The sequence below is a fragment of the Mesorhizobium sp. M1423 genome, from assembly GCF_040317575.1.
Lineage (GTDB): Bacteria > Pseudomonadota > Alphaproteobacteria > Rhizobiales > Rhizobiaceae > Mesorhizobium.
On sequence record NZ_JAMYKU010000003.1, the window covers coordinates 278,826 to 295,735 of the forward strand.

At 61.9% G+C, this 16,910-nt stretch carries 13 protein-coding genes; 8 read left to right on the forward strand and 5 right to left on the reverse strand.

Annotation, left to right across the window (positions count from 1 at the left end):
• Positions 1 to 290: 290 nt before the first annotated feature.
• From NKG95_RS06140 to NKG95_RS06160, 5 genes are all read right to left on the reverse strand, one after another.
• Positions 291 to 1,277 carry an ABC transporter ATP-binding protein gene (locus NKG95_RS06140; protein ID WP_352639398.1) on the reverse strand — a complete coding sequence of 329 codons (987 nt, stop codon included), beginning with the start codon at positions 1,275 to 1,277 and terminating at the stop codon, positions 291 to 293.
• The gene (locus NKG95_RS06145; RefSeq protein ID WP_353040194.1) at positions 1,274 to 2,296 is read right to left on the reverse strand and encodes an ABC transporter ATP-binding protein; all 1,023 of its coding nucleotides are present in this window, start codon (positions 2,294 to 2,296) and stop codon (positions 1,274 to 1,276) included. Before NKG95_RS06145 ends, NKG95_RS06140 begins: the two co-directional genes overlap by 4 nt.
• A complete protein-coding gene (locus NKG95_RS06150; RefSeq protein ID WP_023718540.1) occupies positions 2,286 to 3,260 on the reverse strand; it encodes an ABC transporter permease in 975 nt (324 codons plus the stop codon). Before NKG95_RS06150 ends, NKG95_RS06145 begins: the two co-directional genes overlap by 11 nt.
• Positions 3,260 to 4,288 (reverse strand): ABC transporter permease, encoded by a 1,029-nt coding sequence (locus tag NKG95_RS06155; protein WP_352484598.1) that lies wholly within the window; start codon positions 4,286 to 4,288, stop codon positions 3,260 to 3,262. The genes NKG95_RS06150 and NKG95_RS06155 overlap by 1 nt, the downstream gene beginning before the upstream one ends.
• Before the next feature lie 107 nt (positions 4,289 to 4,395).
• A complete protein-coding gene (locus NKG95_RS06160; protein ID WP_353040195.1) occupies positions 4,396 to 6,069 on the reverse strand; it encodes an ABC transporter substrate-binding protein in 1,674 nt (557 codons plus the stop codon).
• A 301-nt stretch (positions 6,070 to 6,370) separates the two neighbouring features.
• Here NKG95_RS06160 and NKG95_RS06165 point away from each other — a divergent pair, with 301 nt between their 5' ends.
• The 8 genes from NKG95_RS06165 (at position 6,371) to NKG95_RS06200 (ending at position 16,847) form a co-directional block, all read left to right on the forward strand.
• Positions 6,371 to 7,096 (forward strand): helix-turn-helix transcriptional regulator, encoded by a 726-nt coding sequence (locus NKG95_RS06165; protein WP_353040196.1) that lies wholly within the window; start codon positions 6,371 to 6,373, stop codon positions 7,094 to 7,096.
• A gap of 172 nt (positions 7,097 to 7,268) precedes the next feature.
• Complete coding sequence (locus tag NKG95_RS06170) at positions 7,269 to 8,168, forward strand: proline iminopeptidase-family hydrolase (RefSeq protein ID WP_353040197.1); 900 nt, start codon at positions 7,269 to 7,271, stop codon at positions 8,166 to 8,168.
• Between the two features lie 545 nt (positions 8,169 to 8,713).
• A complete protein-coding gene (locus NKG95_RS06175) occupies positions 8,714 to 8,962 on the forward strand; it encodes a hypothetical protein (protein ID WP_353040198.1) in 249 nt (82 codons plus the stop codon).
• A gap of 265 nt (positions 8,963 to 9,227) precedes the next feature.
• The gene (locus NKG95_RS06180) at positions 9,228 to 11,966 is read left to right on the forward strand and encodes an AMP-binding protein (protein ID WP_353040199.1); all 2,739 of its coding nucleotides are present in this window, start codon (positions 9,228 to 9,230) and stop codon (positions 11,964 to 11,966) included.
• Complete coding sequence (nadE, locus tag NKG95_RS06185; RefSeq protein ID WP_031193946.1) at positions 11,963 to 12,946, forward strand: NAD(+) synthase; 984 nt, start codon at positions 11,963 to 11,965, stop codon at positions 12,944 to 12,946. Before NKG95_RS06180 ends, nadE begins: the two co-directional genes overlap by 4 nt.
• Before the next feature lie 3 nt (positions 12,947 to 12,949).
• Complete coding sequence (gene asnB, locus NKG95_RS06190; protein WP_023718548.1) at positions 12,950 to 14,971, forward strand: asparagine synthase (glutamine-hydrolyzing); 2,022 nt, start codon at positions 12,950 to 12,952, stop codon at positions 14,969 to 14,971.
• Entirely contained in the window at positions 14,968 to 16,524 is a 1,557-nt protein-coding gene (locus tag NKG95_RS06195) for a class I adenylate-forming enzyme family protein (protein WP_353040200.1), read from the forward strand. Before asnB ends, NKG95_RS06195 begins: the two co-directional genes overlap by 4 nt.
• A 56-nt stretch (positions 16,525 to 16,580) precedes the next feature.
• On the forward strand, positions 16,581 to 16,847 hold the full coding sequence (locus NKG95_RS06200; RefSeq protein ID WP_023718550.1) for an acyl carrier protein: 267 nt from the start codon (positions 16,581 to 16,583) through the stop codon (positions 16,845 to 16,847).
• The last annotated feature ends 63 nt before the right edge of the window (positions 16,848 to 16,910 follow it).

Consider the following 16,910-nt stretch of genomic DNA (forward strand, 5'->3'; position numbering starts at 1 on the left):
TGCGGCACGAAGAGTGGCCTCCCATATTCCGTCCTCTCCGGCGGAAAATCGCAGCGCTGTACGGCCGCCTATGCCCGTCCCTCAAATCGTAGCATCGCGCGGCAACGCGAGAACAGTTACTTTAGTATTAGGCTCGCGGTGCCCATGCCGCGGACGTCGAAGCGCAACATAGGGCCGGATCGTGCAGGGTCCAGATGGCGTCTGATCTCTCTGAAGCCGACGTGCCGTGATGAAATCCCGGCCCGAGCGGTCGTGATCAGATGATGCAGCTGAACGAGAAACGTGTGTTCTCAACCGCCGGCTGGATGATGGCATGCAACCAGGCGGCCATCGCCGATGCTTTGAAGAAGCGGACGCTCGCTGCGGCAGAGGGAGGTGGCGGCTGGGCAGCGGGTGTGGAACCGGCATCCCGAAGGTGGGTTCATCGGGCTGGGCAGGTCGCCCTTGAGTACCAACCGCCCGCGCCGCGCCCGGTCGATGCTGGGTATCGGCACGGCGGAACGCAGCGCCGCGGTGTAATGGTGTCTGGGCGCCGCAAAGACCTCGTCGGTCGGCCCACTCTCCACGATCGATCCCAGATACATTACCGCCACACGGCTCGAGATCTGACGCACCACGGAAAGGTCGTGAGCGATGAACACATAGGTCAGGTTGAACTCCTCGCGCAGATCGGCGAGCAGATTGACGATCTGCGCCTGGATCGACACGTCGAGCGCCGAGACCGGCTCGTCGGCCACGATCAGCCGTGGCCGCAGCGCCAGCGCACGGGCGATGCCGATACGCTGGCGCTGGCCGCCGGAGAATTCGTGCGGATAGCGCGATGCGTGCTGGGGCGACAAGTCGACCCGGCGCAGAAGGTCGGCCACGCGATCCGCCATTTCCGATGCCGAGAGGCGTTCATGGATACGGAATGGATCGGCCAGCAGATCGCCGACCCGCCGGCGCGGATTGAGCGAAGCGCTGGGATCCTGAAAGACCATCTGCATCTGCCGCCGCAACGGACGAAGCTGGCGCTGGGAGGCATCGCTGATGTCGCGGCCCTCGAATTCCAGCGACCCCGAGCTGATTTCGGTCAGACGCACCAGACACCGGCCAAGCGTGGATTTGCCGCAACCGGACTCACCGACGATGCCGAGCGTTTCCCCGGGCCAGATGTCGAGAGACACCTTATCGACCGCATGTACGGTCCGGCGCTGTGCCGGGAAGATCGAGCGGCCGACGCTATAACGTTTCGACAGATCGCCGGCGCGAAGCAGCGGGCGCGGCACGGCATTCATCGTTGCATCTCCACGCCGCCAGCCTTCTGGACAGCGGATTGTCTGCGCATGGACTCCGGCAACACGCAGGCGGCGCGATGGCTCTCGCCTTGCATGATCGGCAGCTGGACCAGACAGGCGTCGTGGCGAAAGGCACACCGGGGGCCGAAGGCGCAGCCTTTCGGCAGGTTGGAGAGCGAGGGCGGAATCCCCGGGATAGCGGCAAGCCGGGCCGGACGTGGTCCCCCCATCGGCGGGATCGAGCCGAACAAGCCCCATGTGTAGGGATGCAGCGGCGCCCGGAACACGCTGCTCTTGCCGCCCTCCTCGACAAAGCGTCCGCCATACATCACCAGCACCCGGTCCGCGACTTCGGCAACGACGCCAAGATCATGCGTGACCAGGATCACCGCCGAGCCGAACTGGTCGCGCAATCGTCCGATCAGCTCGAGGATCTGCGCCTGCACGGTAACATCGAGGGCTGTGGTCGGTTCATCCGCGACGAGCAGCGCCGGGTTGCAGGAGAGTGCCATGGCAATCACCGCGCGCTGGCGCATGCCGCCGGAAAGCTGGTGCGGGTAGCTGTCGACGACCCGATCCGGATTTGCGATGCCGACCGCATCCAGCAATTGCACGGCCCGCGCCCGCGCGGCTTTCGCCGACACTTTTTCATGCGCGCGCACCTGCTCGCCGATCTGGTTGCCGATCGTATGCACAGGAGTGAGCGCCGACATCGGATCCTGGAAGATCATCGCGATCTGGCGGCCGCGAATGGCATCGAGCGCACGCCGGCTGAGCCCGATCAGCTCCTGTCCCATGAAACGGATGGAACCGGAGACGATAGCGTTGGGGCTGTCGATCAGCCCCATGATGGCGAGCAAGGTCTGGCTTTTGCCCGAACCGGATTCGCCGACCACCCCGATGATCTCGCGCTGCTCGACGGCAAACGAGACGCCTCCCACCGCCCGCACCAGGCCCTCGTCGCTGCGGAAGGAGACGGTGAGGTCCTTGACCACCAGAAGAGGAGCATCAGCCGACATTGCGTGCCCTCGGGTCGATGATGACGAAGACGACGTCGACGATGAAGTTTGCCATCACCACGAAGAAGGCGGCGTAGATCACCGTGGCCAGGATCATCGGCAGATCGAGGGTCTGCAGTGCCTCATAGGTCAGTTTCCCGACACCCTGCAATCCGAAGACCACTTCGGTCAACAGTGCGCCGCCGCCGACCAGGGCACCAAAATCGAGGCCGAACATGGTAACGAACGCGACCAGCGAGGTCCTGAGGCCATGATGCAGCAACACCCGGCGCTCGCCGATCCCCTTGGCCCGGGCGGTGCGGATGAAATCCTCCTGCATCATCTCGATCAGGCTTGCGCGCAGCACCCGTCCATAGAGGCCGACATAGAGGGTTGCCAGCGTGAACCACGGAATGACGAGCGCCTTGAACCAGCCCCAGGGATTCTCGGTCAGGGGGATGTAGCCGAGCGGAGGAACCCAGGAAAACAGCCAGCTGTCGTGCCAGCGGCTTTGTGTCAGCAGGTTGGCGACCTCGCCCAGCCAGAAGACCGGGATCGACACGCCGACCAGGCTCAGGATCATCAGCGCGCGATCAACGAATGTACCGCGCGTTGCGCCTGCGATCACCCCGACAATCAGTCCACCCAGCACCCACAGCACTGCCGCGCCGCCGACCAGCGACAGCGTCACCGGAATGGCGCTTATCACGGTCGGGATGACGCGCTGCCCGCGATTGACGAAGGAGGTGAGATCACGGCTGACAAAAAGCCGGTTCATCATCAGCCCATATTGCACAGGCAATGGCCGGTCGAGACCGAAATCGTGGCGCACCTGGATCAACGTCTCTTGCGAAGCATTGCGGCCGGCAATGCGCGCCGACGGATCGGCGCCCGGCGTCGCAAAGAAAATCAGGAAAGCAACGACACTTATGCCGAACATGACCAGCACCATCTGGCCAAGCCGGAAGCCGAGCGCGGCAACCACTAGACGCCCCTCGGCGAGGATTTCGGATCGAGCGCGTCGCGTACGCCGTCGCCCAGAATGTTGAGGGCCAGGACCGTGATGACGATGGCCAGCCCCGGCGCCAGTGCAACGACCGGCCGCGAATAGAGCAGGCCCTGGCCGTCCTGGATGATGGTGCCCCAGCTGGCATCCGGCGGCTGCACGCCGATCGACAGGAACGACAGCGAGGATTCCGTCATCATGTTGAGCGCCAGGATCAACGGCACGAAAACGATGATCCGGGTCACCACATTGGGCATGATGTCGCGCAAAAGGATGCGCCAGGGCGACGCGCCCAGGCCGATCGCAGCGGTCACGAATTCGGCATGCATCAAGGTCAGGACATGGCCACGGATCGGCCGCGCCACATAGGGCACATAGACGATGCCGATGATGAAGACCGGTAGCCACAGGCTGCCGGAGCGGATTTCGAATGGACCGATCTGGATACTCTGCGCAATCAGCACGATCGACAGCGAGATCGCCAGCAGGAAAATCGGGAAGGCCCAGAGCACGTCGAGAATGCGCGACAGGCCGATGTCGACGATGCCACCGAAGAACCCGGAGACGACCCCCAGAAACGTCGCGAGGACGAGGCACAGCGCGGCTGCAGCACCCGAGATCAACAGCGAATCCCGTCCGCCGTAAAGCAGCCGCGCCGCGACGTCGCGGCCCTGGTTGTCGGCTCCGAGCAGGTAGGGACCGATGCGCCACGTCGGCCCGATCGGCGTCATGCCGAGGCCAAGGCCTTCTGTGGAGGGCTGCAGCACCGGCTGGGTCACCCCATCGACGACGACCTCGCCATTGAGATTGGTCACAAATGGATCGGTGCCGGAGACGTACCGCGCATAAAGCGGCGCCGCGAGCGAGGCGATCACGACGACGACGAGCACGGCGAATGCCGATATTGCCGAACGATCGCCTTTCAGCTTGCGCCATGCCGTGCGCCACGGGCCATCGGTGGCCCGGCGAACCGAGATGGCGGGCTGATCCGCAATGACATTGACCATGAACAGGATTGCCTAGGAAAAATCTCGGCCTGAAAGATGCGCTGATCCGCCGGAAAAGGAAATGCGACGGAGAGCCGGCGGCGCTCCGTCGCATTGGCTCCGGGAGGTTATTCCACCCAAGACTGGCTGACGATCCAGTAGAATTGTGGGCTGAAGGTGAAGTTCGTCAGCCTGGACGAGATGACATCGACCCGCTTCGGCGTGAACAGGACGGCGACCGGCGCCTTGTCCGTCACCGCCTTGTCGATGGCGGTCCAGAGTGTCGCGCCCTTGGCCGGATCGGCGATGGTGGCTGCCTCTGCCTCGTCCATCGATGCGTCGATCGACTTGTCGCAGAACCCCGAAATATTGACCGAGGCGTCGGAACCTGGCGTAAACGAGGCACAGCTGAACAAGACCTGCAGGAAATTCGATGGCGCCGGGTAATCCTGGAACCATTGCGAGATCGAAATCTGCACCTTGTTGTTGGTGTTCTGGATGTAGGTGAACTGGATGTTCTGCGAAATCGGCTTGACCGACGTCTTGTAGCCAAGCTGGTTGAGCACGTCCTGCAGATAGACGCCGATCGCCTTGGAGACAGTGGTGTCCTCGGTGATGATCGTCACCTCCTGACCTGCGGTTCCCGATTCAGCAACCAATTGCTTGGCCTTATCCATATCCGGCGCGGACCACTTCTCACCCGGATTGGCAGTGAACGGGCAATAGGCTGCGAATGACGGGAAGCCCGGCGGCAGGATCTGACAGGCCGGCTGCGCCAGATTGCTGCCGCCGAAAAGCTTGACGATCGCGGCGCGGTCGATGGCGAAGTTCACCGCCTGGCGAACGCGGATGTCGTTGAACGGCGCCAGATTGGTGTTCATCGGCGCGTACCACATCGCCGTCAGCGGGTGAACCGTGACCTGCTTGGCATATTTGGTGCCGAGTTCGGCGAGACGGTCGGACGGCGGCGGATCGAACATCCAGTCCGCCTGGCCATTCTCGACCGCCGTCACCGCCGCCTCGTCGGTAAGGCCGAATTCATAGTCGATCTCGTCCGGATATCCGGCCGGCTGCGCTTCCTTGCTCCATTCCTTGAAGTGAGGGTTGCGCACAATCTTCATCAGCTTGTTGGGGTCGTAGCTGGCGATCATATAGGGTCCGGTGCCCGGAATCGGATCGGTGCCGGCGTCCTTGAGCGGCGCGCTCGCCGGCAGGATCGACGCGTGTGGAACGGCAAGCTTCTGCAGGAACTCGGCATCCGGCTGGACCAAGTTGAAGGTAATGGTTCCGGCCGCATCGTCGACAGACAGGCCACCTTCGAGGGAGCATGTCGCGGGCGCCTTCAAGCATGCATCCGCGCCGATGATGCCTTTGTAGAAGGTCCCGGCCGTCGGCCCGCTGATCTTGAAGATGCGCTGGAACGAAGCGACCACGTCTTTGGTCGTGACGTCCGAGCCATCGGCGAACTTGATGCCCTTGCGCAGCTTGAAGACATAGGTCTTGCCGCCGTTCTCGACCTGCGGGAGGCTTTCCGCCAGGTCCGCGACGACCTCGAAGCCGGTCTTGTCTCCGGCCTTCCTGTAGGTCACCAGGCCATCGTAGAGGACATAATTGATCTGGAAATACTGCAGCGTGTAATTGATGTGCGGATCGGCGGTGCCTGCCGCGGCATTGGCCAGCAATCGGAGCGTGCCGCCTGGCTTGCCCTCGGCGGCCAAGGCACTGCTTGCCGGCGACATCATCGTCACGCCGAGCAGAGCCAGGCCGGGTATCAACGCTGCAAATGCTTTTTGAGGCCGCATATTTGTTCCCTCATGGAGGCGTGTCGCTTTTTGCCGTGCTGAACCCGGTCGATCGACCATCGCGCGGCTGAAAACAGTCTTGGGTTTGCGAACGGCGTCCGCTACTTCGCCCAATCGCAAAAGACTACGTCGAGCGAAGCCGGACGGGATAGCTATTAAGATAGATAGGGTCGAACAGGCTTATTCCCGCCTATTTGTTGAGCAGCCGACCGACATGGCTATTTGACAAGCAATGACCAGCGGGTAAGCTTGCCGGATGCAAAGCCTTCCAGGCGATCTAGAGAGCCGGTTCCGAACGGGAATGAGCATCGACGCTGCCATGGCGGTGGCGACGGAGGTGCTGGAGCCCGTCGGTTTCACCGCGCTCATCTACGACTATACGCCGGTGCCGGTCAGTCACAAGGGCGAGCTTATCACGCCTTCGCTGATGGCTCTGCGCAACGTGCCGCGCGACATGCAGGATCTCTGGTGCAAGGGCGGATATTATCAACTCGACCCGGTGCAGGAGGCCGCGCTCGCCGTATCGAGACCGTTTCTCTGGTCGCACAACGGCGTTCAGAGCACCGTCATGCAGCGTGTGCTTCAGTCCAAGCACGATCCTGTGGTCAGCTATCTGCTTGACACGAGGATGACCTGCGGCGTCACCGTACCCATTCGCCTTGCCGGCGGCGATCTCGCCACCTTCACCGCTATCCGTGCCGATCCGGAGGCCGGATTCGAGGCCGAAGCCAGACCCTTCATCGCCGAGATCGGCGATCTGGGTCATCTGCTGCATGATTCCGTCTATGCCGGTTTCGATGCTGGAATCCGCACCTGCCAACATGTCCATCTGACGTCGCGCGAACGCCAGTGCCTGCGCCTGGCCGCTGCCGGACTGACGGCCAAGCAGGTCGCGCGTGAGATTGGCCGCGCGGTGCCTACCGCAACGCTGCACCTCAACGCGGCGACGCGAAAGCTTGGCGCGCGCAACCGCTTCCATGCCATCGCGCTCGCCGCCCATTACCGGCTGCTTGAACCGGAGCATTGAGGCTCTCGACCTGCGGGCGATCGGCCTTGCCTCGGGCAAACTCATAACCGGCAAACCTATAAATAGTGCTAGCTGTAAATGCGCCGGGCCGCTTAGTACCGTCGGCCGCAAAACAAGGCTTGGGAGGGTCCACACTTCGGCTCCTGCCGCGCCATGATGCGGAGCTTTGATTGTGACGGCGCATGCGATCACCGAAGGATTTAGCCAATACCAGGGCTATCGCACCTGGTACCGAGTGACCGGAGACCTCACCTCGGGCAAGCTGCCCCTGATCGTCGCTCATGGTGGACCGGGCTGCACGCACGACTATGTGGATTCATTCAAGGAGCTTGCCGAAACCGGACGAGCCGTCATCCACTACGACCAGATCGGCAATGGCAAATCGACCCATCTGCCGGATAAGGGCGGTGACTTCTGGACCGTCGATTTCTTCCTGGGCGAACTCGATGCGCTGCTCGCCCATCTCGGCATTGCCAGCCGCTACGCCCTGCTGGGCCAATCCTGGGGCGGCATACTTTCGGCCGAGCACGCGGTGCGCCGCCCGGAGGGGCTCAAGGCATTGATCCTGGCCAATTCGCTGGCCTCGATGGTGCTGTGGGTGGAAGGAGCCCGGCAATTGCGCGCCGGGCTGCCAGTCGATGTACAAAGCGCGCTCGACCGGCACGAAGCGGCAGGAACCACCGATCATCCGGAATATGTTGCGGCGACGAAGGCTTTCTACGACCGCCATGTCTGTCGCGTCGTTCCGATGCCGCCAGAGGTCGCCCGGACATTTGCGGCAATCGAGGAAGATCCGACCGTCTATCACACCATGAATGGTCCCAATGAGTTCCACGTCATCGGCACGATGCGGAACTGGACCGTCGTCGACCGCCTGCATCAGATCGAGGCGCCGACCCTGGTTTTCCGCGGCTTCTACGACGAAGCGACCGAGGCCTGCGTCCAGCCCTTTCTCGATCGTATTCCCCACGTCGAAGGTTTGGTCTTCCCGAATTCCAGCCACATGCCGCATGTCGAGGAAAAGCACGACTGCCTCGCCGCCGTCGGGCGCTTCCTGGCCAAATACGACTGACGTTCCAGCAGCACGCCCTTCAGCCTGCGGTGGCCGAAGACGAGTGACAGTCCGCTCTCGGCGAGGTCGGCGAGCAACTCCTCGTTGCCGCCGCCGGTGCCATGACGATGCCGTCGATGCGGCGCTCCAGCACCCGGTCGATCTCGCGCGCTTCGCGTGCCGTGTTTCTCCTCGGTGTTGAACAGCAGAATATTATAGCGCTCGGCGCGCTGGTGGGCTGCGTCCCCAGTCCGCGTACGAACTCGGCGAAAAAGGGGTTGGTGACGTCCGAAATCGGCGCGGCGATGGTGCCGGTCTGGGCGGCGCGCAGGCTGCGCGCTCAGCCATCCGGCCGATATCTCAGCCCGCTGAGCTGTCTTGAGCTTCTTTTGGTCTCGACGCTCAGGGCGCGCGAACCGTTGCCGACAGGCGAGACCATCGCGGTCGACGCCGAGTGCGAAGGTGCCTGCAGGTATGGAACGTGTCCACCCCAAGTTTCGCCAAGCACGTTGCAACCGAATCTATTAGCCGGCGTTAAAGTGCGGGTGGTTTAGCGGGAGGCTTTCATGCAGACGTATCTCGTCGAGCGTATGGACGGCGACGATGTGATCTCGGTGCGCGTCGTCAACGCGCCGAGTCCGTTCAAGGCTGCGGCCATGGTGACCGATGGACATATTACCTTCCGAAAGTGGGAAAAAGACTGGATCCGCGTGACTGATGAAAATCGGGGACAGATCTATGCATATTGTTTTGTCGTCGGCAGCTACTCCGATACCGAACCATTGCCGGTATCGCCCGGGAGAACCACAGAATAGGCAATCTGCCTGAATAGCGGCGATTCCGTCTTCGATCCACCTTGGCATATGTGCAGCAGCGTTGCCAACCTGGCACGAACGCCGGTGCTCGCCGCGTCATGCGCACCACGCGAGCCCGGCATGATTGGCTCTGCCGGCGGCTTGCGAAACAGGCGAAGTGACTAACCAAGCGTCCTTGGGCGAAGATCGGGGCATCATCAGAATGATCGATGAAAAGATTGGGGCGGGAGGCGATAAGTGATCCTAATCTTAGCGTGGGCAACTCATGTCTTCGGCATATTTGGGATCAGAAGTCGCGGATCAGGATCTAGCGGTGGATTGTCAGACAACGACCTCCAATAAATGGTCAAGTGTTCCACAATACGCACTGGATCAGGGTGGTCCGGTACTGCGCCCATTTCAAGGATTGGGCACCGATTTTACCAACGTTGCCGTATTCGATCACCTGAGAAATATGGTCCGCCAGTACCCCGACAAGCTTGCAATCAGCGACGGCGCCAATCGTCTGACTTATTCCCAGCTTCTCCGGGCAGTTGAGACGCTGTCCTACCAGATCGCTGCCGCCGTCCCAGACGGACAGGCGATAGGGATTCTTCAGGCCAACTCGGCCTGGTATCCCATCGCCATGCTGGCGAGCATGACGGCTGGGCGACTTTCGGTGCCACTCAACGCGCGAGATCCCAGCTCGCGGATCCTAGAAATCGTGGCGGGGGCGCGGCTCTCGGCCATCCTGGGCGAGGGCAATGTCCGACCCGCCGGTTTGCCTCACCAGGTCAGTTGGATCGATGTGCCCACCAGTGCGGCCTCGCAATCGGTACAAGTGCCTCAGCCCTACCCCGTCTCGGTCGATGCGCCCGCCATCGTGCTTTATACGTCAGGGAGCACAGGCCGCCCCAAAGGCATCGTTAACAGCCAGCGCAGCTTGCTGTGCCGGGTCCAGCAATATGTCGATGCATGCCACATCAACTCGGATGATGTTTTCCTGCCATTGACCGGACCCGCCACAATCGCCGGGTACCGGGAGATTCTTGCAGCCCTTCTCACCGGAGCCACTTTGCATCTGGTCGAAGTCGAAGCGGTCGGCTTGCGCGCCGTTCAGCGCCTGGTGCGATCCGAAGGCGTGACAATCACCTATCTTGTGCCGGCGCTGCTTCGCGCGCTCATGGCCGACGGACCTGCTGAAGCGTTCCATTCGCTTAGAGTCGCCCGGATCGGTGGCGAGAAGGTGCCCTGGACCGACATCGCACTGCTGCGCAAGGCCGTCTCCGATACGTGCCTCATCCAGATCGGTTACTCGTCAACCGAGACCACCGGCTCACAATGGTTCTTGCCGCGAGACTGGCCGGAGCATGGAGATTCGGTTCCAGTTGGTTGGCTGCTGCCTGGAATCACCTTCGCAATTGTCGACGAAGCGGGCCGCTGCGTTCAATCGGGCCGCAGCGGAGAGCTTCTGATCAGGAGCCCGTATGTCTTGCTTGGCCATTGGGAGGACGGGGCGGTTATGCCGGCGACATCAGACCCGGACGATCCAGGCCTTCGGATTTTCGCGACAGGTGACCTCGTCCGACTTGATAATCAAGGCTTACTGCACATCGTCGGTCGCAAGGGACGGCAGGTAAAGATCAACGGTCGACGCGTCGAGCCAGCCGAACTCGAACGGGTGCTGCGTTGCGCGCCTGCTGTTGCGGATGCCGTGGCAATCGTGACTGCGGCCAATGAGCTTGTCGCCTTTGCCGTTCCTCGGCGCTCGGCCGAAGCGAGCTTTTCGGACGAGCTTCGCCAGCTTGTGAGGACCAATCTGCCACCGCCGCTGCGTCCCTTGCGGTTACACACGATCGCCGAGATCCCGCGTCTGCCAAGCGGCAAGGTGGACATCTCGACACTTGCAGAGATGGATCTTTCAGCCAGAGGGACGGCAGCGACGGCGCGTCCGCTCGAGCCGCGAGGCAAGCTGACGGCGCAGCAGATCGTCCAGCGGGCGTGGACCAGCATCCTCAATACGCGCGTAGCGGCGGGACGCTGGGATGACGCCGGAGGAGACTCGCTGAAGCTGCTGCACTGCGTCATGGAAATCGAAAGCGCCATCGGGCAGGAACTCGGCCTTGAGGCGTTCACCGTTGGAATGAGCCTGGACGAGATGGTCAAGGCGGTCGCGTCTGCACAGGCAGGCGACCAAAGCGCGCGCGCCCAGAAGCATGATCCTCCAATTCTTTTTCTGTTCCCGGGATCCGTCGGCTACGGCCCGAGCCTTGCTGCCTTTGCAGCAGCGATGGGCAAGATCACCCGCGTTGCCCCGATCAGGTACCCAGCCCTGACCATGATCCTGCGCGGGCAAAACAGCCTCTCCGACATGGCCGATGCCGCCGTCGAGCAGATCCGCCGCGCTCAACCCGCGGGTCATATACGACTTCTCGGTCATTCGCTCGGCGGTGCTGTCGCTTTCGAAGTTGCGGCGCGGCTGCTGGCCGCGGGGCGGACCGTAAGGTTCCTTGGCATTCTCGACACCAGTCTTGTCGGCGAGCGAAGCGCTCGCTGGGAGACGTTTACGCGCACATTCAATCGAATCCGAACCAACCGCGTATCCGCTTATCGGATGGCTTGCCGGGCCCTCGCGAAAGTCGCCGTGGCAATGCGGCGCGAGGCGCAACTGGTCCGGTTTCTCGATCGTTTCGCTCAGGGACAGTTCAACGCGACGAGTTTTAGAACCAAACTGGAACTGCAAGAGGTTTTGCGCGCGCGAGCCTTCTTCCAGTGGGTGGCCGAGCCAAAGCCGGCGCTGCCGATCACAGGCACCCTGTTCCGCTGTGCTCGACCCGGAATGCCTCTGGCCATCGGCTGGGATCGCGCTTTCGGACATCTGGACGTGATTCCGATCGTCGGCAGCCACATCGATCTGGTCGTAGAACCTCACCTCGCCACCAACCGCCCGCTTATCGAGAAAGCGGTGGCGCAAACCTATTCGCCAACCGAGTCTCGCAAACTGGAGTACAAGCTATCGACCTGATCTCAACATTCAGCAAGGACGCGCTTGTGCTCGACGCTGCTGCGGAGGTCGATCGCATCGTCCAGATCCTGCGCCAGCAGGTCCTTGGCACGCTGCGACGTCGAGGCGCGGTTGTCGGCCTCTCAGGCGGCATCGACAGCTCCGTCGTCGCGGCGTTGTGTGTTCGCGCCTTTGGGAAAGACAAGGTCCTCGGAATATTCATGCCGGAGCGCCACTCCTCCGGTGACTCGCTAAGGCTTGGCCGCACTGTCGCCGCACAGCTTGGCATCGATGCGATCCTGGAGGACATAACACCGGCCCTCGAAGCGATCGGCGCCTATTGTCGGCAGACCGAGGCAATCCAGACTGTCGTTCCCGACTATGGGGACGGCTGGAAATGCAAGCTGGTGCTGGCCTCAGTTCTCGAGAGCAATGGTCTCAACATCACGCGCCTCACGGTTCAGGACCCTGAGGGCAGGACCGACACGGTGCGTCTGCCGTCGGCAGCCTATCTGCAGATCGTCGCCGCAACCAATTACAAGCAGCGCCTGCGCAAGATGACCGAGTACTATCATGCCGACCGCCTCAACTACGCGGTAGCGGGCACGCCGAACCGCCTGGAATACGACCAGGGCTTCTTCGTCAAGCAGGGCGACGGAATCGCCGACCTGATGCCAATCGTTCACCTCTACAAGACCCAGGTCTACCAGTTGGCCGAATATCTTGGGGTGGAGGAAGAGGTCCGGCGCAGACCGCCCACCACGGACACCTTCTCGATGGCGCAGAGCCAGGAGGAGTTCTACTTCGCACTGCCTTATTATCTGATGGATTTGTGCCTCTACGGGTTAAACCACGGGATCGCTAGCGAAGACGTCGCCGAGGCCACCGGTCTCACCGTGGTGCAGGTTCAGAAAGTTTTCAAGGATATCGACAGCAAACGGCGCGCCGCACGCTATCTTCACGCGCGGCCGTTGGTGTCCTCTTCAATGGGCGAGGGCTAGGCGATGTGCGGCATCGCCGGAATTGTGTCGCTGAGCGCCGCCGCGGCGCCCCCTTCCCGTGATGCGCTGATGCGCATGGTAGGCACACTGGCGCATCGCGGCCCGGACGAGCGCGGTCTTTACCGGGACAAACGTGCGGGATTGGCGCATGCCCGTCTGTCCGTCATCGATCTCGCCAGTGGCCAGCAGCCACTCGCTGGCGCGGGCGACACAATGTGGATCGTCTTTAACGGCGAAATCTTCAATTACATCGAGCTGCGACAAGACCTGGTCGCGCTCGGTTATCGCTTCCGCACACGCAGCGACACGGAGGTCATCGTCCATGCCTATCATGCCTGGGGCGAGGCCGCCTTCGAGCGGATGAATGGGCAATGGGCAGTCGCCATTTGGGACTCCGTGGCGGGTCGACTCGTCTTGTCGCGGGATCGGTTCGGCATCTGTCCGCTGCATTTTTGCGAGCACGGCGGACGGCTTTACTTCGCCAGCGAGGTGAAGGCCATTTTCGCGGCCGATGCGGATATACCCCGCGCCTTCGATCCAGCCGGCATCGATCAGACTTTCACGCTCTGGACCGTCGTGCCGCCACAAGGCGTGTTTGGAGGAGTAAGCGAACTCACTCCAGGGCACATTCGCATTTATGACAGTGGCATCGTTCGCGAGCGGGCTTTTTGGAAGCCAAGCTATCCAGAGGTTGACGGACCCGGCGATGACGAATTCGCCGGTTCACTTGATGACGCGGTGGAGGAAGTGCGCGGCGCCCTGGAAGCCGCTACGGCGCTCAGGATAGTACGCGCCGACGTGCCGGTCGGCTGCTATTTGTCCGGCGGGCTCGACAGCTCGCTGGTCGCCGCGCTTGGAAGACGCTTCGCCGGCGGGCGCTTCCAGACTTTCTCCCTGCGTTTTGCCGACGCCGAGTATGACGAGACTCATTTCCAGCGCCTGGTTGCCGGCGTGGCGGGAAGCGAGCACCATGAGGTGGTTGTTTCGCGCAGCGATATCGCTGGCATCTTCCCTGAGGTGATCTACCACACCGAGCGGCCAATCCTCAGGACCGCGCCGGCGCCGCTGTTCCTGCTATCGAGACTGGTGCGTCAGCATGGCATCAAGGTCGTGCTGACCGGCGAAGGGGCCGACGAAATGTTCGCCGGCTACGATCTGTTCCGCGAGGGCAAGGTCCGCCGTTTCTGGGGACGCCAGCCCGCCTCGACGCGACGCTCCCGGCTGCTGGAGCGCCTCTATCCCTATCTCAGCCGCTCGCCGGTGCAACAGCAGGCGATGGCACGCCAGTTCTTCGGGCGCGACATCCACGCCCATGACGCGCCTGGTTTTGCGCATGGCACGCGCTGGCGTACCACGAGCGCTATCAAGCGGCTGTTTTCGGCAGACATGCGGGCCCAAACGGAGCGCCGCAACGCCGTGTCCGAGCTGCTTGCCCGCCTGCCGGCGGAGTTTTCGCGATGGGGCTCCCTTGCGCAGGACCAGCATATCGAGATCCAGACGCTGATGTCGGGATACCTGCTTTCATCGCAAGGGGACAGGATGCTCTTGGCCCATTCCGTCGAGGGGCGCTTCCCATTCCTCGATCATGAACTCGTGAGGCTCGCGAATTCGCTTCCGGCCGCCTATAAGCTGCGCGTGCTCGATGAAAAGCATGTTCTGAAGCGTGTGGCGCAACCGATTGTGCCGTCGGAAATCGTCACTCGCAAGAAGCAGCCCTACCGGGCCCCCAACGCGCTTTGCTTCGTCGCCGATGGCGCTCCGGCCTATATTCGCGAAGCACTTTCGGAGGCGGCGCTGCGCGAGGCAAACGTCTTCGATCCTAAGTCGGTTGCCCGTCTCCTGAGCAAGTGCCAGGCCAGCGCCGGCGGCGCCGACCTGTCCAACTCCGATAATATGGCGCTGGTCGGGGTGCTGTCGACGCAGCTTCTTCATGAGCAATTTATCGCGAGCCGACCAAGTGGAGCTCGCACGCTCAAGCTCAGCGTCGATATCGACCGCGAGCATCGCGCAGAGGTGCTCGCATGATGCATGGCACCGTACCGCTCCTGCACGACTATCTCATCCACTCTGCCAGCCGGCTCGGCGGGAAGGTGGCCCTGGTGTGCGGTAATCAACGTGTCACCTACGGCGATCTCGATATGCGCTCGAACGCCATAGCGCATCATTTGAGCCAGGCCGGAATCGCGCGCGGCGATCGGGTGGTGATCTTCGCCGACAACACTGTCGAGGCCGTCGTCGCTTTCTGGGCCGTGCTCAAGGCCAACGCCGTGGTGTGCATCGTCAATCCACTCACCAAAAGCGACAAGCTTGGTTATCTGCTCAACGATTGCCGCCCGACGGCACTGATCACCGACAACCACCTGCATTCGATTTTCAGGGAGCCGGCGCGGAATTGCCCATCGTTGCGCTGCATGATCGTCTCCGGGCCGATCGAACGCGACGACCTGCAAGAACTGCCGCATGCTGTGCGCTGGGAAACTGCGGTCGCGGCAGCCCGCAGCACGCCGCCCGCGCGCCGCTGCATCGATATCGATCTTGCTGCAATCATTTATACGTCCGGCTCGACGGGCGAGCCCAAGGGCGTGATGCTGACGCACCGAAACATGGTTGCCGCGTGCGCCTCGATTTCCTCATACCTGGCGCTTGCTGAAGACGAGGTGATCCTCAACGTCCTGCCGCTCGCCTTCGACTACGGCCTGTACCAGATGATCATGGCATTCGGCGCGGGCGCCCGGCTGGTGCTTGAACGCTCGTTCGCCTTCCCCGCGCAGATCCTTGGGCTGATCAAGCAAGAAAGGGTGACGGGCTTTCCCGGCGTACCGACCATCTTCGCCGCACTCGGGGAGCTCAAGTCTCTCAGGGATCAGGATTTTTCGAGTATTCGCTATGTCACGAACACTGCGGCCGCTCTGCCGCTCAAGCACATTCTCCTGCTTCAGGAGCTATTTTCTCGTGCCCGTATCTATTCGATGTACGGCCTTACCGAATGCAAGCGCTGTACCTACCTGCCGCCGGAGGATCTCGAGCGAAAGCCGTTGAGCGTCGGGATCGCCATCCCCAATACGGAAATGTGGATTGTCGACGAGCATGACAGGCGGGTCGGCCACGGTGTCGTTGGCCAGCTCGTCATCCGCGGAGCGACGGTGATGAAGGGTTACTGGGGCAAGCCGGAGGCGACGGCCAGGAAGCTCAAGCCCGGACCGCTGCCGGGCGAGCAGGTCCTGTACACCGGCGATTACTGCCGGATGGACGCCGAGGGCTACCTCTACTTTGTCGGTCGCGGCGACGAGATCATAAAATCGCGGGGCGAGAAGATAGCGCCGAAGGAGGTGGAAAACGTGTTGATGGAGATTGCGGGCGTACGGGAAGCCGCGGTCATCGGCGTTCCGGACGAGTTGCTTGGACAAGCAGTGAAGGCATTTGTCGTGATGGAGCAAGGAAGCATGATCGGTGAAAAGCAGTTGCAGAAAGAGTGCCAGAGACGACTGGAAAACTTCATGGTTCCAAAGTCGATCGTCATCGTACCCAGTCTGCCGATGACCGACACGGGCAAACTCAAAAAAACCGCCCTGTCATGAGTCGGTATCAGGGCGAAGTTGATCAGCATTCATTTTTTGTACCGGAGGCGAAATCAATGTTGTCTACCAAGGATAGAACCGATACCTGCAGCGATCAAATTCGCGCTTTCCTGGCGTCGAATTTCTATATAGCCGATCCAGAGAGCCTGGAGAGCGACACCTCGCTTCTCGACCAAGGCATCGTGGACTCGACGGGGGTGCTCGAGGTTATCGGCTTCATCGAGGAGACCTTCGGCATCACGGTCGAAGACAGCGAGCTGCTGCCCGAGAATCTCGATTCCATCGAGGGAATTGCGCAATATGTCATGCGCAAGAGAAACTGATTTGCCGACATCTCGCGCAACTCTGTTTCAAGTCCCCGACCGTTTCCGGTTGCGACAGCGCGT